Origin of the sequence: Paenibacillus sp. PAMC 26794 (assembly GCF_000316035.1) — a bacterium.
Classification (GTDB): Bacteria; Bacillota; Bacilli; order Paenibacillales; family Paenibacillaceae; genus Paenibacillus.
Map to the genome: position 1 here is coordinate 138,464 of NZ_ANHX01000092.1, position 24,864 is coordinate 163,327.

Genomic DNA, 24,864 nt, shown 5'->3' on the forward strand with positions numbered 1-24,864 from the left:
TGGGTCGGATGGAGAGCCATTATGCCATCCGGCCGCTTTTTTCACTCAAACTCGGGACCGAAGGTGAATCAGATGACGGAATTAGACGGTACAGATGCAGCAGCTCCTTTACTTACGTATAACGAGGCCGTGGACTGGATCAATGGCCTTATTCCTTTTGGCATCCGACCTGGATTGGAACGAATCGAGAGTCTGATGTCCATGTTAGGCAACCCACACCAACGTCTCAAATTTATTCATGTCGCGGGAACGAACGGCAAAGGTTCGACTTGCGCTTTTTTGACGTCAGTGCTTCTTCAGGCTGGATATGATGTGGGTACCTTTACGTCGCCTTATATCACCAAGTTTACAAACCGTTTTCAATACAACGGTGAGGATATTCCTGAAGAAATCCTGCTTAAGCTCTCGAACCGATTACATCCACTAGTCATGGAAATGGCCTCCACTCCGCTTGGATCACCCACGATGTTTGAGGTGTCCACGGCTCTCGCGCTTCTGTACTATGCAGAGGAGTGCTACCCTGACGTTGTGGTATGGGAGACGGGGCTAGGGGGAAGGATGGACGTAACGAATATTGTCGCACCTGTTGTGTCCGTCATCACCAACATTGGTATGGATCATACGGATGTGCTTGGAGATACGATTGAGCAGATTGCTGGAGAAAAGGCAGGTATTATCAAGCCGGGAGTACCCGTTGTGACTTGCGCGACTCAACCCGAAGCTGTGAAGGTGATTCAGGAGAAAGCACAGCAGCTTCAATCAAGCGTGTATTTGGCTGGAGATCAATTCTCTTATCATAGACTGGACAGCAATGAGAACGGACAATCTTTTCATTTTACAGGCCCGTTTCGTGATCTGGACGTTCGCATACGCATGCAGGGCTCATATCAATGTGACAATGCAGCAGCCGCACTTATGGTGCTAGAATTGCTTAGACAATACATGGCATTTATGCTGGATGATAACGATATTGCACTTGGACTGGAGAATGCTTTCTGGGCAGGAAGATTCGAAAAAGTCGTCGATGAACCCCGAATTGTGCTCGATGGAGCACATAATCCGGAAGGGGCAGAGTCACTGGCCAAGAGCATTATAGATGTCTATCCGCACAACAAGTTAATTTTGATGATGGGTATGTTGGCAAATAAGCATCACGAAGCGTATTTGCAGCATATACTGCCACTAGTGGATACGCTGATCCTGACCGAGCCAGATTTCCGACGCAAAATGGATGCAGCCGAATTGCTGCAGATTGTCGAACGGGTACGTCCCGCCATTGCGAAGCAGGAACTGGAAATCATCGTCGAGCCCGAATGGGCAAAGGCACTTGATCTATTGAAGTCACGGACGGAAGCGGAAGATCTGGGGGTGGTCTCCGGCACACTGTACCTGATTGCGGATGTGCGGGCAGCCCTTTTGCATCAAACCGATTCTGAAAAAGGTTGGTGAAAGTTTTGTTAAATACATCGGAACACGTTCATTTTATAGGGATTGGCGGATATGGCATGAGTGCCATCGCAAGAGTTATGCTGGAAATGGGATACACCGTTACCGGATCGGATGTCGCTTCACAGGAGTTGACCGAGAAGTTGGCAGCCAAGGGAGCGAAAATATATATCGGACATACGGCAGAGCACGTCACTGGAGCAGATCTGGTTGTCTACTCTACGGCAGCGCCTGCTGATAATGTGGAACGGGTAGCAGCTGCAGAGCTGAACATTCCGATTCTGCATCGTTCCCAGATGCTTGCACGTTTGTTGAACGAACGTAAAGGTGTGGCTGTTGCTGGAGCTCACGGTAAAACAACCACCTCATCCATGATTGCACTTGTTATGGATAAATGTGATACGGACCCGACATATATCATTGGCGGAGAAATCATGAATGTGGGCACCAACGCGAAGGCAGGTCAGGGAGACTGGGTTGTCGCTGAGGCGGACGAGAGCGATGGTTCATTTTTGCAGTACCATCCATGGCTCGGTATTGTAACCAATATTGAGGCAGATCATCTGGAGAATTACAACAGTGATTTTGAAGAACTCAAAAGGGCTTATGTGCAGTTCCTGAGCCAGATTCGCCCGGAAGGAACAGCCATTGTGTGTTCTGACGACGAGAATGTTCAAGCGATTCTGCCAGAACTCAAGTCACGGATTACAACCTATGGTATTGATCGTGCTGCGGATTATACGGCAACGGATATTGTACTCGGTGATCGCCGTATCTCATTTACGATGAATCATCAGGGTGCTGCTATGGGCACGGTGGAATTATCGGTTCCGGGTAAGCATAACGTTTATAACGCGATGGCTACCGTGATTACCTGTCTGGAAGCAGGCATTTCATTTGAGAAGATTGTGGCAGCCATCATCCAGTTCCACGGAGCCAAACGTAGATTCCAGGTATTGGGCGAGGCGAATGATATGCTCATCATCGATGATTATGCTCATCACCCGACTGAGATTGAAGCTACCATTAGTGCAGCCAAAGCAACGGGCAAACGTATTATTGCGGTATTCCAGCCACAGCGTTATACACGGACGTTCTTCCTGCTGGATGCGTTCAGCCGTGCTTTCGCGGAAGCGGATGAGGTACTTATTACCGATATCTATTCCCCTGCGGGCGAAAAACAGATCGAAGGGGTAACCTCAGCCAGACTGGTTGAACTGATCGTTCAAAACAGTAATGCTTCTGCACGTTACCTCCCTACGAAAGAGGAAGTTGTGGCTGATCTACAGCATCGTCTGCAGCCAGGAGATCTTGTGATTACCATGGGTGCAGGTGATATTTGGAAAGTCGGCGATACACTTGCCAAAGGTTTGAAATAAATCAATTCAGAAACCGCCTGTCTTCGATATGAAGCAGGCGGTTTTTGCGTTTATATGGAATATCTTCTTCTGTCTCCGCATATAGCTGATATAAATGAGACAAAGGAGAGGGTACGGGTGAGCAATGCTAGAATGACGTTTCGCTTCGGGGATCATGAGTCGGACAAGCCTGAAAATAAGGGGATATCCGCGTCCAGTCCATTGGTAACATTGAGTGAAGAATTATCACACAATCAAACATTAACGCCTAAGCGTACGGATACAACTCCAGCCTGGACGCCAGAGGATATCTCCGGAGACTGGGGAGAAACGGTGCTGACAAGCTCTACTGTACCTGAACCTGACCAACGGGTGAGCCAAGATTCGAGCCTCGATGAGGTCCATTATCTTGGGAGCCGGTCCGGTTACGGTTATCATAATCACACAGATGATCCGGAGGAAGAGCGTCGCGATCTGTCCAATACACATGATGATCAAGGCCACGACTGGCTTGCAGATTCGGAGAACTATTCCTATAAACGCAATCGCCCTCCAAGGGGATGGAAAATGATTGGTTCTGTCACTGGGGCACTTGTTACTGGAGCGCTTTTCGGCATGGTTATTCTTTCATTTTTTAATAAAGAAGGAGCCGTCAAGCCAAGCGATCTTCTTCCCGCCAATCAGGCAGTTTCAACTGTGACGGGTCAGGAGGGGGCTGCAGGTACAGAACAGCAGGTTCAGACAGTGGCGACTGGCAGCACGTATTATGCACTTCAATACGGCGTGTTCAGTTCTCCTGAACGAGCTGAGCAGGCGAAGCTTGAGCTGGCTCAGGCAGGTATAGCCGCAGGTTCTGATCCTGAAGATGGCAATCGAGTATATGCAGGCATTTCGGCTGATCGTGAAGAGGCCAAGCTGCTTAGCTCCAGGCTAAAAGCCCAGGGAGTTGAACTGTACGTCAAGGAGATCGTGAACCCTGAGATCAATCCGGCTATATTCGGTGGCAAGCAAGAGGATGTGCAGCTTTTCTTCACAAACAGTTCTGCACTGGTTGAACAATTATCTACCTTGTCCATTCAGCAGCTGGGACAGTCTGCTCCGGCAGCAGTCTCTACAGAAACGATGACCGCGATTCAAAATAAGCACCAGTCATGGCTGACGGGATTGAATAGTCTTACACCTGGCCTGACCGCAGATGTACAACCTATTATTGGTGGAATGGAGAAATCAATGAACAATGCAATTACGGCTATCGCGGAGTACAACAAAAACCCGGATGATGTGCACATGTGGTCCGTGCAGTCCGATCTGATGGAATATGTACTGCAGCAGAAAAAATGGCTCGAAGCGATTAAGCAGTAACATGCTCTTTCCCATAACAACGCTTGGAAATACCCATCCGGCAAGGAACTGGAAATAGTTCCCCTTGCCGGATTTGTGTTTGTATTGACGTACAAAACCCCGTATAATAATGTGGGTGTCAAAAAATGGCGAGGGAAGATTACCGATGAAAAAAAACTTCGGCATGTTATTGCTGTTTCTGCTGCTCGGCTGGATGGCCGGAGCGTGGATCGCCAAGGCACTGCAGCCTGTAAAGGCAGTAGCCTTTCTTACGAAAGCCACGACCATACGTTGGTCGCCGCAGGCTGATCTGAATATTATCAGTTATGATATTTCACTTCAATTTCAAATGAGCCTTCTGAGTCTGATCGGTATGATTGCCGCTGTGTGGCTGTATCGCAGACTGTAGGAGAATGACGAGTTATGACGAAAAAAATTAAACCAGTGACATCTATTATCGTGATCCGGACAGGATGTTGCCGTGGCATAAGGAGCCGTTCATTTTGGATAACACACAACAGCGCCCTATTATTCTGGCCTCCACATCGCCTCGGCGCAAAGAACTGATCGCATCACTCCACCTAGCGTTTGATGTAATACCAAGTCATGCCAATGAAGATACACCACTAGAGTGGACACCTGAACAGACGGTACAGGAGCTTGCTTTGCGCAAGGCGCTTGCCGTGTATTGCGGGCTTGAAGGCCGCGAGCAGGAAGCCATTATTGTTGGTAGTGACACCGTTGTTGTTCTGGATGGTGAGATTCTAGGCAAACCCTTAGACGAAGCGGATGCTGAACGTATGTTATCCCGGCTGCAGGGCCGCGTACATCGGGTGTTTACGGGCGTCGCTTGTATTGATGCGGGCAATGGACAGTCGTTAGTTCATTACCGCCAGACCGATGTAACGATGAAAGAACTTTCGGATGCGACCATCCGTGCTTATGTGCAGACAGGTGAGCCTTCAGACAAGGCAGGATCATATGCCATTCAGGGCATTGGTGCTTCACTGATCGACCGCATTGAAGGATGTTATTTTAATGTGGTTGGCTTGCCGCTATCTTTGCTAAGTGATATGTTGGACGGGTTCGGCGTACATGTGTTGCCACGAACATGAATGAAGCCAAATGTTGTGAAATGAAAAGAGGGAACATATGGAGTCGCCTCAATACATGATGCGCGACATCCCCCAGGAAGAACGCCCGAGAGAACGCATGATGGAATACGGGGCGGGCGCCTTAAGCCATGCTGAATTGCTGGCAATTTTACTTCGAACAGGTACAAGACAGGAGTCCGCGGTGCATATGGCACAGCGGATTCTGGCCGAAACGGGTGGCATTCGCTCGTTGATGGATTTGAGTCTGGAAGAACTGACCGCGATGAAAGGGATCGGCAATGCCAAGGCTGTGCAATTGAAAGCTGGCATTGAGCTGGGTCATCGGATTGCCAAGAGCAGACTCACACAGTCGACTTCAATTCGTACACCGCGTGATGCTGCTGATATCCTGACCGAACAATTGCGTTACTTGCAGAAAGAGCATTTTGTGTGTCTCTTTCTTAATAGCAAAAATCATATTATTGCCCAGGAAACACTCTCCATGGGCAGCCTTAACGCTTCGATTGTACATCCACGTGAAGTGTTCCGGGCTGCCATCAAATGTAGCAGCGCATCGATTGTGTGCGCACACAACCATCCGAGTGGTGATCCTACGCCCAGTCCGGAGGATATCCAAATAACCAAGAGACTGATTGAAGCAGGCGCTATTGTTGGCATTGACGTGCTTGATCATATTATTATCGGAGATGGAACGTACGTAAGTTTGAAGGAGAAGGGCTTAGTATAATATAATGGTTGGCGTTGATGTTTTCCTATGAATGTTAACGGCGTTGTCCGTAAAAGATAGGTTCACTTTACAAATGCAAAAAAACAAATGCGAATATTAGCTCCACGTATTGCGTGGGAATAAAATTATTACGCTCTGGATCAGAATGGAGCGGCTATATGAGGCAGAAAAGGAGATTATGTTATGTTTGGTGGTTTTACGAAAGATTTGGGTATTGACTTGGGGACAGCAAATACGTTGGTATATGTACGAGGAAAAGGAATTGTGGTGCGAGAACCTTCGGTTGTCGCTATACGGACAGATACAAATAGCATCGAGGCAGTAGGTGAAGCCGCCAAAAAAATGATTGGACGTACACCAGGTAACATTCGTGCCATCCGTCCAATGAAAGATGGCGTTATTGCCGATTTCGATACAACGGCAACGATGATCAAATATTTCATCCGTGAGGCGCAGAAACAACGCTCTATGTTCCAGCGTCATCCAAACGTGATGGTATGTGTACCATCCGGGATCACGGCAGTAGAACAACGTGCGGTTGAAGATGCAACCAAACAGGCTGGAGCACGTGAAGCCTATACAATTGAAGAGCCTTTTGCTGCTGCAATCGGTGCAGATCTGCCTGTATGGGAACCAACGGGTAGTATGGTTGTCGATATTGGTGGCGGTACAACGGAAGTGGCTGTTATCTCTCTTGGTGGTATTGTAACGAGCCGTTCGGTTCGTGTAGCAGGTGACGAGATGGATGAATCCGTTATCCAGTATATCAAACGCCAATACAATCTCATGATCGGTGAGCGTACATCGGAGCAATTGAAGATGGACATCGGATCAGCTATGCCATTGGAACAAGTAGAAACGATGGAAATTCGTGGACGTGACCTTGTAACAGGTCTGCCGAAGACAATTACGATTACTTCGGACGAGATCAGTGAAGCGCTGGCTGATACCGTGAATGCAATTGTTGAAGCGGTAAAAGTAACACTGGAAAAATGCCCGCCTGAACTTGCTGCCGATATCATGGATCGGGGTATTGTTCTTACAGGTGGTGGGGCGTTGCTTCGCAACCTGGACAAGCTTCTCGCTGGTGAAACAGGAATGCCTGTCATTGTGGCTGAGAACCCGCTGGATTGTGTAGCAATCGGAACAGGTAAAGCGCTAGAGAATATTCATTTGTTCAAAAGCAGAAGCAGTTCGGCAGTTCGTTCCAAACGTTAATTGGTATTTGCCTAACTTGGCATAGCGACCAAGTGGCAAGATATCTTTATAGAGGACCCGGTTAACCCCGGGGATGAGCTATTACCCGCTTAACAGGGGAGGATCAGCTGATATTCTCGCAGGGACTACAGGTCTGACAGTCTCCCCGCCGGGCATGGCTCGGAAGAGAATATGGATGTTAGAGGGTGTTCGAACTGTTTAAACTGCTAGGCAACAAAAGACTTTTTGTTTTGCTGGTGGGCCTTGTTACATTTATCGCGTTAATGGGCTTTACGCTCAGTCCGCGAACCACTCTATCCTGGCCGGAGAAATTCCTGAAGGATTCAGTTGGATTTGTACAATACGTATTTTACAAGCCCGCTTCCTATGTAGCGGGCTTTTTCAAAGATGTAGCGAACATGCGTACGGTATATGAAGAGAATGAAGAGCTCCGCATCGCGATGGGTCACTATACCCGAGATCGGCTGAAGTACAATGATATGGAGCAAGTGAATGAGCAACTTCAGAAAGCGCTCAATTTCACAGAAGAACAGAAGAATCGCTATAATTACGGTTCACGAATTGCTCAGGTTATCAGTGCCAATTCGGATCCAAATAGCAGAACCATTAACATTGATATCGGTGAAAATGCGGGAATCAAGCCGGGGATGGCCGTTACCTCCCAGGAAGGGCTGGTCGGTGTGATCAGTCATGTCAGCTCATATACATCAACGGTTAATCTGTTAACGTCCATGGACGCCAATGATCCGACATCCAATGCAATTGCAGCAACGGCAGTAGGTAAAGATAAAGTGTTTGGTATGATTGAGAGTTATGATCCGAAGACGGGCATGCTCAAGATGACCAAAATCTCAGAGGATTCAAACATCCAAAAGGGTGATGAGATCATTTCCTCCGGAATCATCAATAACTTTCCGAAGTACATGCGGATTGGTGAAGTGAAAAGTGTCGAGAAAAGTGAGTATGGTTTAACAAAAACAGCTACAATTGATCCATATGCAAGCTTCCTTGACTGGAAAGAGCTGATTGTCATTATCCCGCCTGAGGTAAAAGAATAATGGTTACACGCAAGCAAGTCTTGTTCCTGTTGCTATTCTTTGTTTTCATTGCGGAAGGCACAATTTTGCCGCTGCTCATCCCTTCTGGCTGGCACATGCGTATTTCTGCCAATCTGGTCTATATCGTAATTTTGTTTATCGCTGTATATCATCATCGTCACACGGCATTAGTGCTTGGTATATTTTTTGGACTATTGCATGACGTTGTATTCTACGGCGAGATGATTGGACCTTATGGATTCTCGATGGGATTATCGGCATATATGATGGGACTCATTTTTCAAGCACCACGTGCACCACTGCCGGTTATGGTATCGGTTGTCATTTTGGGAAGTCTGCTTAATGACACCATGCTATTTTTCCTGTACAAGCTCTTCCAACTTAACCACGTGACCTTTGACTGGGCGTTGATTGAATACATGATTCCTAATTTGTTCATTCATTTTGTGTTTGCCTTGATCATTTATGTCCCCCTTCGGAAACAACTGGAGCGGATCGGAAAGAGACGGAGCAAGACAGAAGAAGCTTCCTAAATACATTTATGGAGCGCAAAGCAGGAACTTGGGGCCCCGGGCACGAAATGTAATGAGATGGGAGGGACAGGCTTATGACGGTAAAATCGAATCACGTAACGATTAAAGGCATCCGAGACGGCCTGGTTTTCCTGTTGGACGATCAATGTGAATTCGAGGAATTGCTCTATGAGCTCCGCTATAAGCTGGAACACAGCCATCAAAATATTTTGACCGGACCGATTGTTCATGTGGATATCAAGTTGGGTGCCCGCGAAGTGACAGAGGACCAGAAAGAAGCAATCCTCGATATATTGAAGCAAAAAGGGAATTTGCTTATTCGATCCATCGACTCACCTGCACTCCAACCGGAGGTTAAAGGACCACCGCCGATTGTAACCATGTGTGGTATGGTGCGTTCAGGTCAGGTGCTTCATCATGAAGGAAATCTCCTGTTTCTTGGGGATATCAATCCGGGGGGCACGGTGACGTGTACCGGAGATATATATGTGTTGGGTTCACTCAGAGGTATGGCTCATGCCGGAATTGGCGGGGACGAGGAAGCAATCATTGCCGCTTCGGTATTTGCACCGACGCAGCTACGGATTGCGGATATCATCAGTCGTCCTCCCGATGAATGGGAGAGCCGAGAGACCGGAATGGAATTTGCTTACTTACAGGACAATCAGATGCAGATAGACAAAATGAGCAATATCGTTCGGTTACGCCGAGATTTTAATGTGTTTAAAGGAGTGTAGCTCATGGGAGAGGCGATCGTGATCACTTCGGGTAAAGGCGGCGTGGGTAAAACAACCACCTCGGCAAACATCGGGACAGCGCTGGCGCTGCTTGGCAAAAAGGTTTGTCTGGTAGATACCGATATCGGCCTTCGTAATTTGGATGTCGTGATGGGACTCGAAAACCGTATTATTTACGATCTGTGCGACGTTGCGGACGGACGCTGCCGTCTGAATCAGGCTTTGGTCAAAGACAAGCGTTTCGAAGAATTATATATGCTGCCTGCGGCGCAGACGAGAGACAAAAACTCAGTGTCGCCAGAACAGGTCAAGGATATTATCCTTGAATTGAAAAAAGATTTTGAGTACGTCATTATTGATTGCCCAGCCGGTATAGAGCAGGGTTTCAAAAATGCGGTAGCAGGAGCAGATCAGGCCATCGTGGTCACTACACCGGAAAATGCTGCAGTACGTGATGCGGATCGTGTCATCGGCCTGCTGGAGAGTTCGCACATTCAATCACCAAAGCTGGTGGTGAATCGAATTCGCAATAATATGGTTAAATCGGGTGACATGTTAGATATCGATGGTATTTTACAAGTACTTAATATTGACCTGATTGGCATCGTGCCTGATGATGAACTGGTCATCAAAGCGGCCAATTCAGGAGAACCTACGGTCATGAATCCGGATTCACTTGCGGCGATTGCGTATCGCAACATTGCACGACGCATTCTGGGAGATACGGTCCCATTAATGCAGTTGGAGCAGAAAAAGGGCGCTTTCACTCGTTTCAAAAAGTTCCTCGGAATGGGTTAATTCATTTAAATGGACTTATTCATTATCTGATTACATGACAGCCGTGGCTTATAGCCCGGCTTTTTTTGTTACCTGCGGGCAGGCTTGTTCATATTATCAAGCACCTCTTCATAGGATGTAGTAAACAAGCCTCGGCGGGAGGACATTCCATGAACACGAAACTCAGAATCAAGCAGAGACGAGAAGAACGCATCCGGCGACTGATGGATGGTGCCACTGTGGAGGTCTTACAGGAGCAAAAAGTAGGTTCACTGTTGGACAAGAATGAGATCATACACCCGAAACCATTTACGCCTAGTGAGGGGATACAGGAAAGAGATCCGGAATGGTTGTGGAAAAAAGAGAATGGTCATTTCGTTCCAGGGGGGCATTCGAGATTCAACCTGTTCAAGTCACTTCTCAAACGGACGGTTATTAGCGCTTTGATATTTGGCGGAGTATGGGGTCTATTTCAGTTGGATACATCGTGGACGACATCACCCAAAACAGTAATTGCGGATGCACTCCATCGAGATATGGATTTTGCCTTAGCAGCGGCTTGGTATGAACGGCATTTTGGAGGAACGCCTTCGTTTCTTCCGGTCCTCGGACATACGACGGATGCCGTGAACGGATTGAAAGTAAGGCAGTTACTGGGCAAACCGATCTCAGGCACAGTGGTTCAGCCATTCGCGCTGAGCATGAAGGGAATTGAGATCGTTCCGGATGCCGCAGGTGCAGAACTTATACAGGTCGCCAGTTCTGATGCTGGGCGTGTCATGGAGGTTATCGGAGATGCAGCAAGCGGATTCACAGTTGTTATCCAGCATACAGGCAATGTGACGGCAATATACGGTCGGCTGAACGAAAGTGAAGTGAACGTGAATGATTGGGTGGAAGCGGGGAATCCAGTGGGGAGTCTCAAGGCTACGGGTGGTGAACAACCGGTCACGCTCTATTTTGCAGTCAAAGAGGGGGAGGAGTACGTAGACCCGGCGGAAGTTGTTGCCCTTGATTAGGGTGTGGGGAGTCCGTATTACGTTTCATCCGTTTTTTGTAATTATTATGATGGCCTCCCTTCTGACTGGACATTTTATTGAGCTTATTACGTTGTTTGCCATCGTATTCATTCATGAATGTGGACATGCTGCGGCGGCGGCCCTTTTGGGCTATCGTGTCTTGTCGATCCAGATGCTCCCTTTTGGAGGAGTAGCGGTTATCGAAGATGGAGGTACGATCACGGCCTACCGGGAAATCATGATTGCTCTGGCAGGTCCATTACAAAACATGCTGATGGTTGGTGTGGTTTTGCTGTTGCAGTATGGCAATCTTGGCGATCCGGTATTTCTCAACTATATCATTCAGGGGAACCTGCTCATTGCCCTATTTAATCTGCTGCCTGTACTTCCTCTGGACGGAGGTAAAATTGTTCAGGCACTTGTCAGTCTGTGGGCACCCTACTACACAACATTAATGTGGACTTACAGAATTAGCATTCTGTGTAGCGTAGGGGTTATTTTATATGCTATCAGCCGATGGTTTACTGGAGACTACGGCCTACCGCTCAACATTCTGTTAATCGGCCTTTTTTTGTTCTATTCCAACGTAACGGATTACCGAAATGTGCCCTATCGCTTTATTCGTTTTCTGATGAATCGAGAGGGTGCGTTCGCTCGTCACGCAGCTACTGGCAGTTTGGCTCAGCCAATAATCTCATTTCCGGCGAAACCTTTGGACACTATTTTGCGTCTATTAAAGAGAGAAAGATACCATATGGTATACGTGATGAACAGACAGGGTCGAATTATGGCCGTATTGCCTGAGCAACGGATTATCGGATCCTATTTTCAACAAAATGGTGATAAATTGTAGTGTTCTGGTGGACCTGTTCTGAAATGGGTTAATACATGTACAATGAGAATTGAAAAGATACTGAAATGGATGTGGATGATTTGAATTGTCTTCTAGAGGTGAAGCCATGAAACAAATGATAGTACATAATGAACATAACCTCATGCAAATGGCGCTTCTGGAAGAAGGCAAAGCTGTGGAATTTACGGCAGAGCGTACACGCGAGCGTGGACTGCTGGGTTCCTTTTTCAAGGGACGGGTCGTGAATGTGTTACCAGGTATGCAGGCTGCTTTTGTGGATATTGGTCAGAAAAAGAATGCGTTTCTCTATGTGGACGATGTGTTGCATCCCCATCTGGAGAAACAGCCCAAGGTGAAGCCTTCCATCTCGGAGTTGCTTCGTCCGGGTCAGGAAGTCATTGTTCAGGTTCTGAAAGAACCGGTAGGAGGCAAGGGAGCCCGGGTGACGACTCATTATTCACTTCCGGGCCGTTGGCTTGTCTACATGCCTGTTGCTGACTACGTAGCGGTATCCAAGAAAATTGCCCGTGAAGGGGATCGTTCCCGTCTTAAGGCACTTGGGGAGCAACTGAGGCGGGATGAAGAAGGACTTATTATTCGAACCGTATCTGGAGAAGAGCAGCATGAAGCCATTAAGTCGGACTTGGAAACATTACGCGCGCAGTGGTACCTGATTCGTGAAAAAGCGGACAGTTTGCCTTCACCAAGCCTCTTGCATCGGGATCATAGCATGGTACAGCGAATCATCAGAGATGTGTATACGCCAGGGAGTGACGAAGTCATCACTGATAGTGAAGGACAAGCCCGTGAGGTAAAAGCATTGCTGGAAGAGATTAGTCCTGGTCATCAACCCAAAGTTCAGGTGTATCGGGGAACAGAATCCATCTTTGCTGCCTATGGTGTGCAGGAACAGTTGAATAAGGATTTTGCCCGGAAAGTGTGGTTGCCCGGAGGCGGATACATTGTCATTGATCATACCGAAGCTCTGACTGTAGTGGATGTGAACACAGGTAAATATACGGGAGCTGGCGGTGACAGTCTGGAAGAGACTGTGACTGAGACCAACATGCAGGCTGCAGTAGAGATTGCCCGTCTGATGCGCTTGCGGGATATCGGTGGCATGATTATTGTCGACTTCATTGATATGGAGGAAGCTTCAAATCGGCATGAAGTGGCAGCGACCTTGGAGGGCGAGCTCAAGAAGGATCGGACCAAAGCGTTTGTGATGGGCTGGACCAAGCTGGGCTTGCTTGAACTGACACGCAAAAAAGTGCGGGAAGAGAGTACGTTGCCCTATGTGGAGCCGTGTTCTTCCTGTCATGGTACGGGAAAAAGATATATTTCACCTTTACATTGATTTTTGAAATATTGCGTGATATAATATTCAAGTATGTGTTTAGCCTAATGGTCTTGCACATGCTGTAACCGCACTGGCCGGGTATAAGAACAGTTCCGCAAGGACACTGTCACCTGAGAACGGGCGAGTCTGAGACATGAGGAGGTGCAAGGCAAATGTACGCAATTATTGAAACAGGCGGCAAACAGTACAAAGTCCAAGAGGGCGATGTTCTGTTCATCGAGAAATTGACTGCGAACGATGGCGAAAGCGTAACGTTCGACCGTGTCCTGGCTGTATCTAACGATCAAGGTTTGACAGCAGGTACACCATTGATTTCCGGAGCTACTGTAACGGCTAAAGTGGAGAAACATGGCAAAGGACAAAAGGTTATCGTATACAAATACAAACCTAAAAAGAACTACCATGTGAAGCAAGGTCACCGTCAACCGTACACTAAAGTAACTATCGAAACAATCAAAGCGTAAAGAAGGTGCGATAAGTGATTATCGTTCAAATCTTTCGTGATGAGGACGGGAACATCGAACGTTTTTCCATCGAAGGGCATGCTAATTTTGCCAAGCGGGGAGAAGACATCGTATGTGCCGGGGTATCCGCTGTTACAGTGGGTGCGGTGAACTCGATTGAAACATTGACCGGTGTCGAAATGGATACCAAGATGAAGAATGGCTTTTTAAGTGGTTCTTTACCTTTGTTAGAGAGAGGGGAAACTTGGTCCCAGGTACAATTGTTACTCGAATCCATGGTGGTTATGCTCTCTAATATTGCAGAGTCATACGGGAAGTATATTAAAATACAGCAATACAAATAAGCAAAGAAGGAGGACAACCAATCATGTTGAAATTAAATCTTCAGTTATTCGCATCGAAAAAAGGTGTAGGTTCCACGAAGAACGGACGTGACAGTAATGCTCAACGTCTGGGTGTTAAACGTGCTGATGGTCAAACTGTAACTGGTGGTAGCATTCTCGTTCGCCAACGCGGAACGAAAATTCACCCAGGAACTAACGTTGGCATCGGTAAAGATGACACTTTGTTCGCGAAAATCGACGGCGTTGTAAAATTCGAACGTTGGGGACGCGATCGCAAAAAAGTAAGCATCTACCCTGTTAATGTTGCTCCTGTAGCAGCAGCAGTAGAAGCGTAATATCGGCATTCCGCCTAAGGAGCCTTCGGCATTTTTGCCGAAGGTTTTTTGTATTCTACGGTTATTCGATAATGAACTGGCAGAAAAGACATGTTATACTTGGTTACGGTGGGTGTAGACCAACCGAGTTTTGTAGAACGGGGAGAAGCCATGAAATCCTGGAAAAGAGTGCCGTGGATTGCGGCATGTTCACTTCTGATTCCTTTGGTTTTCGTTATGTTGTATCCGGCGATGATCTCAAGCGTCGTGTGCGCATTGTGGTCCGTCGCAGTATTGCTCATTTCTGTGAATGCGATGAAGAAACAGGCGGAGGCGGAACGCAGAGCCATCATACAATCCATGGAAAAGACAGCAATTGCTTCATTAAATCATCATCGACACGACTGGATGAACGACCTTCAGGTGTTATATGGATATCTTCGGCTGGGCAAACTTGATAAATCCTTGCAATGTGTGGAAAGAATAAAAGAGCGGGTTACAGAAGAAAGCCGAATCTCCAGATTAGGTATTCCTTCCCTCGTATTTTATCTTCAGTCTTTTCGCGCCAGTGGAATCGCGCTGGAATTGCATGTGGAAATAGAAGATGAGTTGCAGCTTAGTGCTCTGGTCTCTCCCGAGGATGGCGAGTCACTTACCGGGGCGATTGCGGATGCAATCAGGGCCTATCAATATGGCGGCGGCCGGTCTTCTTGGGGAGAGGTTCGCAAACTGACCTTGAACTTCGGACAGGATCATGGAGATGTGGTTGTCCGACTGGATGGGGATCAAACACCCGATCCGGAAACACTGCGGCAGCTTACTGCCGTACTCAAAGGAAAAAAAGTCAGAACGGAGCAGTTTCCGTCTGAGGATACGTTTATACAATTCAGAATGCCGTGTGGAATATAGGAAGAAGGGGTTAACCAATGTTTGTAGATAAAGCGAAGATTTATGTGAAAGCCGGAGACGGAGGGGACGGAATTATTTCGTACCGTCGTGAGAAGTATGTACCAAACGGCGGACCTGCCGGGGGCGATGGAGGCAGAGGAGCGGACATCATTTTCCGCGTGGATGAAGGTTTGCGTACGTTGATGGATTTCCGTTACCAGCGTCACTTCAAAGCCCCACGTGGTGAGAAGGGACGTAATAAAAGTCAGCATGGTGCAAACGCGGAGAACATGATTGTACGCATTCCACCAGGAACTATCATTTTGGATGAAGACAGTGGAGAAGTACTGGCGGATATGACACGTCACGGTCAACAGGTTGTTATTGCACGTGGTGGTCGGGGCGGACGGGGGAACATCCGATTTGCCACGCCGAACAACCCAGCCCCTGAACTTGCTGAGAACGGTGAAGAGGGACAAGAGCGTTACATTGTACTCGAACTGAAAGTTATGGCAGATGTTGGTTTGGTTGGTTTCCCGAGTGTCGGTAAATCCACATTGCTTTCTGTCGTTTCGTCAGCCAAGCCAAAGATCGGTGCATACCATTTCACAACCATTACACCGAATCTGGGTGTAGTCGGTGTAGGAGAAGGCCGAAGTTTCGTCATGGCCGATTTGCCTGGACTGATTGAAGGTGCGCATGAAGGAGTCGGACTGGGACATGAGTTCCTGCGTCATGTCGAGCGTACTCGCATTATTGTTCACGTTGTAGATATGTCGGGTTCGGAAGGGCGCGATCCTTTTGAAGACTGGCAGAAAATCAATGACGAATTGAAGTTGTACAATCCGCTTCTCGCCGAGAGAACGCAAGTTGTAGCAGCTAACAAGATGGATATGCCAGACTCTGAAGCGAACCTGGAGCAATTTTTACAGCAAGTACGTGAAGTTCAACCTGATATTGAAGTGATGCCAATTTCATCCTTGACCCGGAAAGGGATTCAGGAACTTCTGTATCGTGCCGCTGATCTGTTGGATCAGGTTCCAGACGAGCGAGTGGTTGAAGAGGTAGCAGATGTATCTGAACGTAAAGTATACAGTCTGGACAAAAAAGAAGACGATGGTTTCAAAATTGTGCGTGAGAATGAAATGTTCGTTGTCGAAAGTGCCAAGATTGACCGCATGATGAAACGGATGCAACTGAACTCGCATGAAGCTATACTGAAACTCGCACGGACATTGCGTTATATGGGTGTGGACGCTGAGTTGCGTAAGCGCGGAGCTGTAGAAGGCACCATCGTGCGTATTGGAGACTTTGAATTCGAATTCGTGGAAGGCAGCAGTTACTATTAAGTAGCCGTCTTCCGTGGAGAGACAGATCGATATAGGAACGCAGAGAAGTGGGAAGTTGACCCGCAACTCTGCGTTTTTTTTGTTTTTTCCTGACATGGGAGAGGGATAAACTCGTATACTGTGAGGAACGTATTTCAAAAAATAGGCGTGTCATGTATTGCCCTTTTGTCATATATCCTATATAATGTCCACTATATGAATACATGAGTCTTTGAGGAGAGGACGTTCTGTGAACGAACGCTATTACTTAGTACGGGAAGATATTTTACCAGAGGCAGTGGTGAAGACTATGCAGGTGAAAGAACTACTGGCTTCTGGTGATGTTAAAACAGTGCATGAGGCAGTTGAACAGGTCGGATTAAGCCGGAGTGCCTTTTACAAGTACAAGGATGGAATTCATCTGATCAACCAGCTTGAGCGCGAGAGAATTGTAACGATCTCCATTGATCTGGAGCATCAGTCGGGTATCTTGTCTCGTGTGCTTGGACATGTAGCTGGTTATGGAGCTAATGTACTCACAATTAATCAGAGTATCCCGCTTCAGGGAAGAGCCAATGTTGTCATTTCGGTGGAAACAACACATCTTCATGGCGAAATCGGTGAAATGCTGGATCGAATGCAAGATATGCCTGGAGTAAGACGCACGCGTATTGTAGGCCAAGGGTAATTAGGCTTTAACATACAGGACTGACAGACAAGAATAGACATTAGGGGGTAGATCGTTAGTGAAACCAGTAAAAGTCGGATTGTTGGGTCTGGGAACTGTCGGAACGGGAGTCGTTCGCATTGTGGAAGGGAATCAGGAGGATCTGAGCAGTCAGGTTGGATCGCCGATTGTCATCGAGAAGATCGCAGTGAAAAATACAGAGAAAGAACGTGTTATTGCTGTAGACCGTGCCAAGCTTACGGAAGATCCTTGGGAAGTCATTCGTCATCCGGATATTGATGTCATCGTTGAAGTCATGGGCGGCATTGATCAGACGAAGGAGTATATTCTTGAAGCGTTGGAACGTGGGAAGCATATCGTAACAGCAAACAAAGATCTCATGGCACTGCATGGTACAGAGATATTGGCGAAGGCGCAGGAAAAACAATGTGACGTGTTCTATGAGGCGAGTGTTGCTGGAGGGATTCCGATCATTCGTACGCTGATTGAAGGTTTCTCTTCTGATCGGATTACCCGCATTATGGGGATTGTGAACGGAACAACGAACTTTATTCTGACCAAAATGAGTCAGGAAGGTGCATCCTATGAAGAAGTACTGGCTGAAGCACAGGCTCTGGGATACGCCGAATCCGATCCAACTTCCGATGTGGAGGGACTTGACGCAGCTCGCAAAATGGCGATCTTGAGTACACTCGGTTTCCGCACCAATGTGGAGCTGAAGGATGTAACCGTTAAAGGAATATCCTCCGTAACTCGTGAAGACATTATGTATGCCAAAAGACTGGGCTATGAGATGAAGTTACTTGGTATTGCGGACCGTATTGGCGATGAGATCACGATCAGCGTTCAGCCGACAATGGTTAGACAGAATCACCCGATTGCTTCAGTCAACGGTGTGTTCAACGCAGTATATGTACACGGTGAAGCTGTAGGTGAGACGATGTTCTACGGTGCGGGTGCGGGAGAACTCCCAACGGCAACTTCGGTTGTAGCTGACATTGTGGCGGTTACCAAAAACCTTAAACTTGGCGTGAACGGTCTCAAAGCCATTGTGCCTTATAAGATTAAGCGACTACAAAGCGACGAGCAGATCGTGTCGAAAAACTTTATTTTACTACATGTTGACGACAAAGCCGGTGTACTGGCACAAATCACACAAATTTTCGCAGAATATGATGTCAGTCTGGCGTCGGTTGTTCAACAGCCGAATGAGCACAACCCGGATGCCGAGATCATTATCGTTACACATAATGCAAGTAAGGCAAGCATGGATAAAGTGTTAAAACATTTTGAATCACTCAGCGTCATTCGCCGCATTAAGAGTGTCTACCGGGTCGAAGGATAATTATCCGTATCCCATACGGCATCTCAAAATTATTTCAGTTATAACGTGCAAGTTAATCATATCCGGTTCAACAGGTCATCATTTCTGATTATTAAAACATAAAGGAGTTTACCCACAATGAGATATCAAGGACTTTTGCAAACGTACAGAGAGCACCTTCCAGTTAATGAAAATACACCCCTGCTTACGCTTCAGGAAGGAAACACACCGTTGATTCATGCAGAGAATCTGTCTGAGGAACTTGGTTTGAACCTCTATTTCAAATACGAAGGCTTGAACCCTACGGGTTCTTTCAAAGACCGGGGTATGGTCATGGCTGTTGCCAAAGCACTGGAAGAGGGCAGCCGTACGATCATGTGTGCATCTACAGGTAATACGTCAGCAGCCGCAGCGGCTTATGCCGCACGTGGTGGCCTCAATTGTATCGTACTGATCCCGAATAACAACATTGCACTGGGTAAACTGGCCCAAGCCATGATCTATGGAGCTAAGGTAATCGCGATTAATGGTAACTTTGACCGTGCACTGGAGATTGTGCGTGAGATCACAGCCAAACATCCGATCACGCTTGTGAACTCCGTCAACCCTTACCGGATTGAAGGACAGAAGACAGCAGCGTTTGAAGTGATCGAACAACTTGGGGAAGCACCTGACGTTCTGGCTATTCCAGTCGGTAACGCGGGTAATATCTCGGCTTATTGGAAAGGTTTCAAGGAATATAAAGAGGCGGGTAAATCCAACACGCTTCCACGTATGGTTGGTTTCGAAGCAGAAGGTGCGATGGCCATTGTCAAAGGTGAGCCGATCCTTGAACCTGAAACAGTAGCAACAGCAATTCGAATCGGTAATCCGGCGAGCTGGAAAACGGCAGTAGCTGCAGCTGAGGAATCTGGTGGACAGATTAACTATGTAACGGATGAACAAATCCTGGCAGCGTATCGTACACTTGCTTCTCGGGAAGGAATTTTTGCTGAACCTGCTTCTGCGGCTTCCCTTGCCGGTGTATACAAACTGAAGAGTGAAGGGTACTTTAAAGGCGGAGAGACTGTAGTTTGTGTACTGACAGGTAATGGCCTGAAAGATCCTAACATTGCGATCAAAACAGTAGCGACTGAGCCACTTGTTGTTGAAGATACGGAAGAGGCAGTAATGGCGGCCATTGCACAACTGGAGCAGCAATCTGTATGAGTTTGCGTGAAAAGGTAACCGTAAAAATACCTGCAAGTACAGCCAATCTCGGTCCGGGGTTTGATACCCTGGGCATGGCATTGTCTTTGTATGCCTGGTTGGAAATGAAACCTGCCGAGCAGACAACATTTCATCTTCACGGCAATCATTTGACAGGCCTGCCTACAGACAAATCGAATTTGATTTACGAAGTGGCACAGATGGTATTCAATGAAGCTGGGGTGTCCGTACCTGAATTGGAGATTTCCATGTATTCCGATATTCCGCTCACGCGGGGGCTCGGGAGTAGTGCATCAGCCATCGTTGGGGCATTGGCAGCAGCGAATGCATTAATTGGTGCTCCTTTATCCGATGCGAAGCTTCTGGATATGGCCACATCCCTCGAGAAGCATCCTGATAATGTGGGAGCATCTCTGTATGGCGGTATTATTACGGCTGCATGGAATGGTCAACAGGTAGATCATATACGTATTGAACCACACCAGGATCTGCAGGCTTTGGTTATTGTACCTGAATTTCAGCTGTCTACTTCAAAAGCAAGGAATGTAATTCCAGAGCAATTTGGCATGTCTGATGTGGTGCATAACATTAGCCGATCCTCACTGCTCGTTGCCGCTTTGGCGAGTGGACGACTGGATATGATTCAGAAGGCGATGTCAGATCGAATTCACCAACCATATCGGGCATCATTGGTGCCAGGCATGGCTGAGATATTGGAACATGCCGTCGACCATGGAGCGTTGGGAGCTGCCCTGAGCGGAGCTGGACCGACCGTATTGACTTTGGTAGATCGTCATGACACCCGGAAATCGGGATTAGAACAATATTTGCTGGACACTATGGAGCGGGAGGGCATATCTGCTTCTGCACTGTGGCTCGATCCGGATTTGGACGGTGTAACCGTGCTGCCTGATCAAGACGAACGTCCTTTTCTGGACAGAATCAAAGGGGAAGTTAATGCATGAAACGAATTGCAGTATTACCTGAAGGCTCAGTCTCTCATGAGGCAATTGATTTCCTTTTCAACGGAGAACCATTAGATTTGCTTCACTCGAAGCTCATTTCGGATGTTTTTCGAGCAACGGATAGCGGGATTGCACAATACAGTGTCATTCCGATTGAAAATACAATTGAGGGTTCCGTTAGTCTTCATATGGACTGGCTTGTAAATGAAGTAGACATTCCGATGCAAGCAGAGTGGGTATACCCATCCATCCAGAATGTCATTGGACATGGCTCGGAATTTATGACGGAGAGCGGCGAGTATGATTTCGGTAGAATTACCAAGATCATGTCTCATCCTGTGGCTATTCCGCAGTGTCAGAATTTTATTCGGCTACATTCACCTGGGGCAGAACTTGAAGGTGTGAACAGTACAGCCGAAGCTGTAGAAATTGTGAAAAAAAATCCGGGTAAGGGCTGGGTGGCGATTGGTACCAAGCTTGCTGCTCAGAAGCATGGCTTGGACATTATGGCTGAACGGGTCACAGATCATGACAACAACTACACCCGTTTTGTACTCATTGGCCATGAACCTGTGAACATTCCACGTGAGCCGGATCATGTAAAAACCAGCTTGCTGGTGACGTTGCCAGAAGATGCACCGGGAGCGTTGCATCAGGTATTGTCGGCTTTTGCATGGCGGAAGCTGAACTTGACCCGTCTCGAATCTCGTCCAACGAAAAAACGATTGGGCAGTTACTATTTCTACATTGATGTTGTGGAAACGGTCGATTCGGTATTGCTTACCGCAGCCATGGCAGAGATTGAAGCATTGAATTGTCAGGTCCGCGTTCTGGGTAGCTATCCTTGTTATACATATCCTTCGAGATAATTGACCTGATGGTGTTGGGAAATGTTAGAAGGTTGTCATAAGTCGGGGTAGAATGAGCGAGTAATGGCTTGTCATTTGGTGTACAATGGACGGGTTAATAACGTTTCGGAGTACAGGGAATGGATATTTTATGGAGGTGCAGTCATCGGTGGCAGAACAATGGATCTATTTGGATGGTCAGTATGTGACCAAGGAGAACGCAACCGTTTCGGTATATGATCATGGATTTTTGTATGGAGACGGGATTTTCGAAGGTATTCGGATCTATAACGGAAACATTTTCAGATGTAAGGCCCACTTGGATCGTTTGTATGATTCGGCGAAATCCATCAGTTTGAACATCCCGCTGTCCATTGATGAGATGCTGGAAGTCATGGCTGAAACGGTGCGCCGCAATGATATGCGTAATGGTTATATTCGTCTTATTGTATCGCGCGGCCCTGGTAATCTGGGGTTGGACCCATTACGTTGCCCTAAGGCATCCGTAATCATCATCGTGGAGCAATTGGCGATCTATCCGGAGGAAGCTTATCTTACTGGATTGAAAGCCGTGTCTGTATCCCAACGCCGGAACATTCCGGACGCATTGAATCCAAAAATTAAATCGTTGAACTATCTGAATAACATCCTGGTTAAAATCCAGTCTAACTATTCAGGTGCTGGTGAAGCAATAATGCTGAACTCCCAAGGTTACGTAACTGAGGGTTCAAGTGATAACATCTTCATCATCAAAAATGGTGTAGTGTACACGCCGCCTTGTTATCTCGGAGCACTTGAAGGCATTACACGTCAAGCGATTATCGATCTATGTGGCGAACTGGAGCTTGAATTAAAAGAAGTGCCATTCACCCTGCATGATGTGTATATCGCAGACGAAGTCTTTTTCACCGGGACAGCTGCAGAAGTTATCGCTGCATATGAAGTCGATGGAAGAACAATTGGCACGGGAGTAGCAGGTCCGGTAACGCTGAGACTGCTGGAAGCATTCCGTCAGATTGTTGACAAAGATGGATATAAAGTGTGGGAATCTTAAGTTAGAATTGCATAGCATAGGGAACAGGAATCCTCCTTGTCCGATAAAATTCTGCATACCTGGTGTATGGGGATTTTAGAGACAGGAGGATTTTTTTTGTTTAGTTGATGTCATTAGCCCGGTTTCTGCATAGGATGTAGTAACGGTATGGGCGAATGTACTGCCCAAGTATGACGTCTAGGAGGTTAGTTCCCTGTGAAAATACACATGGTGAAAAAAGGCGACACATTATATCTGCTGTCCCAAAAATACAATGTAGCGCTGGACAAATTGATCGCGGCTAATCCGCAAATCACAAATCCCGACAAGCTGGATATTGGCATGAAGGTCAAAATCCCTGCAGAGCCAGTAACACCGAAGCCGGAAGGCGTGCTGCACAGTCACAAGGTGCAGCAAGGAGATTCGTTATGGAAGTTGGCACAAGCCTGGGGAGTTCCTTTAAAAGATATGATCAATGCCAATCCACAGTTGAAAAATCCGAATGCTCTGCTGGTGGGGGAGATAGTTTATATTCCATCTATGCACGCACAAGGAAACAGCACATCTAATTCGGGTGCCGGCAACATTGCTGCTCATGAAAAGTTGTCACCTGAAGGTAAGGAATACACGGGAGTCAAAGAACCGGAACCACCGGCTCCAGTTACGCCAACTCCCCCTGCTCCGGTAGCAGAGGTTCCTGTTCCGGTCCCGGTGCCTGCTCCACCACCAGCCAATCCGGTAAAGCCGAATGTGAAGCCTGAACTGGAGGTACTGCCGCAGTTGCCTGAGCTTCCTGAAGTGAAGCCCGAAAAGGAAACGCACAAAAAAGAAGAGGTTAAACCCGAAGTTTATGTAAAACCGGTAGCAGAATCCAAGAAATACACAATGCCTAATCTTTCGCCTGAAATTATGCCTTTGCCTGTAATGCCTAATACAAAGTCTCCAACTGAGGTTGCACCAGCAACGAAAAAGCCTTGTGGTTGTGGTAACAAGTTGCATCATGCGCCAGCGGAACATCCTTATGTTCAAATCCCGGTTCCTGTCCAAGAGGTGTATGGTGTTCAGCAAGACATGTACACGGCAGGAATGAGTAACAATGCGCCGTTTCCAGGGATTTCGGAAGTTAGTCCTTACAGTGGCAGTGAAATGACTAACAGCCCGTGGATTGGTGCGGAGCAGAGCTATAACCACAATAACGTCATGCCAAATCTGTCCGCAGAAATGCAAAATAACTCATTTCCGATTGCGCCAGTTGGCGAAGTGAATAGTCCATTCCCAACGTATGCAGCACCTAGTCATATGAATCATCAGCCGCCTTTCATATCTCCATACTCAATGCTTCCGTACCCTCCATGCGGATGTGGCTCACATACACATATGCCTCAGTATACTTATCCTTCTCATGGTTATCAGGATCCGGCTTGGAATATGTACGGTCCTTCGTACGGTATGCCGCCTGAAATGTCCACATCAACGATGCCAAACCAGCCTATTGAGTATGCTTATCAGAATCCGTACCCTACTCAGAACATGGTTCCCCCGTCCCCTCTTGGAGCATTTGGTGAAATGTATCCTCCTCAAGGGCAAGGCAAGGGTGGTAAAAAAGGGGGGCGTGAAGACGCTAACTTAAGTCAGGTGGGAATTGAAGAGGTTGGATCAGATTCGGAAGGGAAGTCCAAGCAAGCAGGGAATAAGCCGGCAGCTGGAAAACGCAGAACAACCAAGGCTCCTCTGAAGAATAAATCCAAGGTATCCGTGTCCGGGAAAACATCCAGAGAGGGTGCAGCTACTTCCAACCAACGGAAATCCGATAAAAAGCGTCGTAATCCATGGATACAAAACTAACCTGGAGATTGCGATTGATGAATAAGTGAGGTACCTGTTATATAAGCGGGAAGCCAGCTCTGTAATAGAGAG

Annotated in this window: 26 protein-coding genes and 1 other annotated feature; all 26 genes read left to right on the forward strand. The window is 47.3% G+C overall.

The window, feature by feature from the left end; genetic code table 11:
- Positions 1 to 72: 72 nt before the first annotated feature.
- The 26 genes from D829_RS0129975 to D829_RS33580 all read left to right on the forward strand — a co-directional run bounded on the left by D829_RS0129975 (position 73) and on the right by D829_RS33580 (position 24,792).
- Positions 73 to 1,449 carry a folylpolyglutamate synthase/dihydrofolate synthase family protein gene (locus D829_RS0129975; protein WP_026081501.1) on the forward strand — a complete coding sequence of 459 codons (1,377 nt, stop codon included), beginning with the start codon at positions 73 to 75 and terminating at the stop codon, positions 1,447 to 1,449.
- A gap of 5 nt (positions 1,450 to 1,454) precedes the next feature.
- Positions 1,455 to 2,825, forward strand: a complete 1,371-nt coding sequence (gene murC / locus D829_RS0129980; protein ID WP_026081502.1) for a UDP-N-acetylmuramate--L-alanine ligase — start codon at positions 1,455 to 1,457, stop codon at positions 2,823 to 2,825.
- Between the two features lie 117 nt (positions 2,826 to 2,942).
- Entirely contained in the window at positions 2,943 to 4,166 is a 1,224-nt protein-coding gene (locus tag D829_RS32220; protein WP_017692608.1) for an SPOR domain-containing protein, read from the forward strand.
- Between the two features lie 145 nt (positions 4,167 to 4,311).
- Positions 4,312 to 4,554: a DUF4321 domain-containing protein gene (locus D829_RS0129990; protein ID WP_017692609.1), complete on the forward strand. Its 243-nt coding sequence runs from the start codon at positions 4,312 to 4,314 to the stop codon at positions 4,552 to 4,554.
- A 94-nt stretch (positions 4,555 to 4,648) separates the two neighbouring features.
- Positions 4,649 to 5,260: a Maf family protein gene (locus D829_RS0129995; protein ID WP_017692610.1), complete on the forward strand. Its 612-nt coding sequence runs from the start codon at positions 4,649 to 4,651 to the stop codon at positions 5,258 to 5,260.
- Between the two features lie 37 nt (positions 5,261 to 5,297).
- Positions 5,298 to 5,987 carry a DNA repair protein RadC gene (gene radC, locus D829_RS0130000; protein ID WP_017692611.1) on the forward strand — a complete coding sequence of 230 codons (690 nt, stop codon included), beginning with the start codon at positions 5,298 to 5,300 and terminating at the stop codon, positions 5,985 to 5,987.
- Between the two features lie 183 nt (positions 5,988 to 6,170).
- Entirely contained in the window at positions 6,171 to 7,205 is a 1,035-nt protein-coding gene (locus D829_RS0130005; protein WP_017692612.1) for a rod shape-determining protein, read from the forward strand.
- A 185-nt stretch (positions 7,206 to 7,390) separates the two neighbouring features.
- Entirely contained in the window at positions 7,391 to 8,263 is an 873-nt protein-coding gene (mreC, locus tag D829_RS0130010; protein WP_017692613.1) for a rod shape-determining protein MreC, read from the forward strand.
- Positions 8,263 to 8,796: a rod shape-determining protein MreD gene (gene mreD, locus D829_RS0130015; protein ID WP_017692614.1), complete on the forward strand. Its 534-nt coding sequence runs from the start codon at positions 8,263 to 8,265 to the stop codon at positions 8,794 to 8,796. Before mreC ends, mreD begins: the two co-directional genes overlap by 1 nt.
- Positions 8,797 to 8,870: 74 nt before the next feature.
- Positions 8,871 to 9,533 (forward strand): septum site-determining protein MinC, encoded by a 663-nt coding sequence (minC, locus tag D829_RS0130020; RefSeq protein WP_017692615.1) that lies wholly within the window; start codon positions 8,871 to 8,873, stop codon positions 9,531 to 9,533.
- 3 nt (positions 9,534 to 9,536) lie between these two features.
- The gene (minD, locus tag D829_RS0130025) at positions 9,537 to 10,331 is read left to right on the forward strand and encodes a septum site-determining protein MinD (protein ID WP_017692616.1); all 795 of its coding nucleotides are present in this window, start codon (positions 9,537 to 9,539) and stop codon (positions 10,329 to 10,331) included.
- Between the two features lie 149 nt (positions 10,332 to 10,480).
- The gene (locus D829_RS0130030; RefSeq protein WP_017692617.1) at positions 10,481 to 11,329 is read left to right on the forward strand and encodes a M23 family metallopeptidase; all 849 of its coding nucleotides are present in this window, start codon (positions 10,481 to 10,483) and stop codon (positions 11,327 to 11,329) included.
- The gene (locus D829_RS0130035; protein WP_017692618.1) at positions 11,322 to 12,182 is read left to right on the forward strand and encodes a M50 family metallopeptidase; all 861 of its coding nucleotides are present in this window, start codon (positions 11,322 to 11,324) and stop codon (positions 12,180 to 12,182) included. Before D829_RS0130030 ends, D829_RS0130035 begins: the two co-directional genes overlap by 8 nt.
- Before the next feature lie 106 nt (positions 12,183 to 12,288).
- Positions 12,289 to 13,539 (forward strand): Rne/Rng family ribonuclease, encoded by a 1,251-nt coding sequence (locus D829_RS32225; protein WP_017692619.1) that lies wholly within the window; start codon positions 12,289 to 12,291, stop codon positions 13,537 to 13,539.
- Positions 13,540 to 13,595: 56 nt separating this feature from the next.
- Positions 13,596 to 13,680: a sequence feature (ribosomal protein L21 leader region), on the forward strand.
- A gap of 14 nt (positions 13,681 to 13,694) precedes the next feature.
- The gene (rplU, locus tag D829_RS0130045; RefSeq protein ID WP_017692620.1) at positions 13,695 to 14,006 is read left to right on the forward strand and encodes a 50S ribosomal protein L21; all 312 of its coding nucleotides are present in this window, start codon (positions 13,695 to 13,697) and stop codon (positions 14,004 to 14,006) included.
- Between the two features lie 14 nt (positions 14,007 to 14,020).
- Positions 14,021 to 14,350: a ribosomal-processing cysteine protease Prp gene (locus D829_RS0130050; RefSeq protein WP_017692621.1), complete on the forward strand. Its 330-nt coding sequence runs from the start codon at positions 14,021 to 14,023 to the stop codon at positions 14,348 to 14,350.
- 23 nt (positions 14,351 to 14,373) lie between these two features.
- Positions 14,374 to 14,685, forward strand: coding sequence for a 50S ribosomal protein L27 (rpmA, locus tag D829_RS0130055; RefSeq protein ID WP_017692622.1), 312 nt, complete (start codon positions 14,374 to 14,376; stop codon positions 14,683 to 14,685).
- A 90-nt stretch (positions 14,686 to 14,775) separates the two neighbouring features.
- Positions 14,776 to 15,573 carry a Spo0B domain-containing protein gene (locus D829_RS0130060; protein WP_017692623.1) on the forward strand — a complete coding sequence of 266 codons (798 nt, stop codon included), beginning with the start codon at positions 14,776 to 14,778 and terminating at the stop codon, positions 15,571 to 15,573.
- 17 nt (positions 15,574 to 15,590) lie between these two features.
- Complete coding sequence (obgE, locus tag D829_RS0130065; protein ID WP_017692624.1) at positions 15,591 to 16,901, forward strand: GTPase ObgE; 1,311 nt, start codon at positions 15,591 to 15,593, stop codon at positions 16,899 to 16,901.
- 229 nt (positions 16,902 to 17,130) lie between these two features.
- Complete coding sequence (locus D829_RS0130070; protein WP_017692625.1) at positions 17,131 to 17,568, forward strand: ACT domain-containing protein; 438 nt, start codon at positions 17,131 to 17,133, stop codon at positions 17,566 to 17,568.
- A 58-nt stretch (positions 17,569 to 17,626) separates the two neighbouring features.
- A complete protein-coding gene (locus D829_RS0130075) occupies positions 17,627 to 18,913 on the forward strand; it encodes a homoserine dehydrogenase (protein WP_017692626.1) in 1,287 nt (428 codons plus the stop codon).
- A gap of 117 nt (positions 18,914 to 19,030) precedes the next feature.
- The gene (gene thrC / locus D829_RS0130080) at positions 19,031 to 20,101 is read left to right on the forward strand and encodes a threonine synthase (RefSeq protein WP_017692627.1); all 1,071 of its coding nucleotides are present in this window, start codon (positions 19,031 to 19,033) and stop codon (positions 20,099 to 20,101) included.
- Entirely contained in the window at positions 20,098 to 21,066 is a 969-nt protein-coding gene (gene thrB / locus D829_RS0130085) for a homoserine kinase (protein WP_017692628.1), read from the forward strand. The genes thrC and thrB overlap by 4 nt, the downstream gene beginning before the upstream one ends.
- Positions 21,063 to 21,935: a prephenate dehydratase gene (gene pheA, locus D829_RS0130090; RefSeq protein WP_017692629.1), complete on the forward strand. Its 873-nt coding sequence runs from the start codon at positions 21,063 to 21,065 to the stop codon at positions 21,933 to 21,935. The genes thrB and pheA overlap by 4 nt, the downstream gene beginning before the upstream one ends.
- 148 nt (positions 21,936 to 22,083) lie before the next feature.
- Entirely contained in the window at positions 22,084 to 22,968 is an 885-nt protein-coding gene (ilvE, locus tag D829_RS0130095; RefSeq protein ID WP_017692630.1) for a branched-chain-amino-acid transaminase, read from the forward strand.
- A 195-nt stretch (positions 22,969 to 23,163) separates the two neighbouring features.
- Complete coding sequence (locus D829_RS33580; protein WP_017692631.1) at positions 23,164 to 24,792, forward strand: LysM domain-containing protein; 1,629 nt, start codon at positions 23,164 to 23,166, stop codon at positions 24,790 to 24,792.
- Positions 24,793 to 24,864: the final 72 nt, after the last annotated feature.

Bases quoted from the DNA above. Each gene is read 5' to 3' on its own strand.
- rpmA (WP_017692622.1), top strand. From the start codon at position 14,374: ATGTTGAAATTAAATCTTCAGTTATTCGCATCGAAAAAAGGTGTAGGT.
- rplU (WP_017692620.1), top strand. From the start codon at position 13,695: ATGTACGCAATTATTGAAACAGGCGGCAAACAGTACAAAGTCCAAGAG.
- minC (WP_017692615.1), top strand. From the start codon at position 8,871: ATGACGGTAAAATCGAATCACGTAACGATTAAAGGCATCCGAGACGGC.
- thrC (WP_017692627.1), top strand. From the start codon at position 19,031: ATGAGATATCAAGGACTTTTGCAAACGTACAGAGAGCACCTTCCAGTT.
- D829_RS0130030 (WP_017692617.1), top strand. From the start codon at position 10,481: ATGAACACGAAACTCAGAATCAAGCAGAGACGAGAAGAACGCATCCGG.
- thrB (WP_017692628.1), top strand. From the start codon at position 20,098: ATGAGTTTGCGTGAAAAGGTAACCGTAAAAATACCTGCAAGTACAGCC.
- minD (WP_017692616.1), top strand. From the start codon at position 9,537: ATGGGAGAGGCGATCGTGATCACTTCGGGTAAAGGCGGCGTGGGTAAA.
- D829_RS0130005 (WP_017692612.1), top strand. From the start codon at position 6,171: ATGTTTGGTGGTTTTACGAAAGATTTGGGTATTGACTTGGGGACAGCA.
- D829_RS0129975 (WP_026081501.1), top strand. From the start codon at position 73: ATGACGGAATTAGACGGTACAGATGCAGCAGCTCCTTTACTTACGTAT.
- mreD (WP_017692614.1), top strand. From the start codon at position 8,263: ATGGTTACACGCAAGCAAGTCTTGTTCCTGTTGCTATTCTTTGTTTTC.
- pheA (WP_017692629.1), top strand. From the start codon at position 21,063: ATGAAACGAATTGCAGTATTACCTGAAGGCTCAGTCTCTCATGAGGCA.
- D829_RS0130060 (WP_017692623.1), top strand. From the start codon at position 14,776: ATGTTATACTTGGTTACGGTGGGTGTAGACCAACCGAGTTTTGTAGAA.
- D829_RS32225 (WP_017692619.1), top strand. From the start codon at position 12,289: ATGAAACAAATGATAGTACATAATGAACATAACCTCATGCAAATGGCG.
- radC (WP_017692611.1), top strand. From the start codon at position 5,298: ATGGAGTCGCCTCAATACATGATGCGCGACATCCCCCAGGAAGAACGC.
- obgE (WP_017692624.1), top strand. From the start codon at position 15,591: ATGTTTGTAGATAAAGCGAAGATTTATGTGAAAGCCGGAGACGGAGGG.
- D829_RS0129990 (WP_017692609.1), top strand. From the start codon at position 4,312: ATGAAAAAAAACTTCGGCATGTTATTGCTGTTTCTGCTGCTCGGCTGG.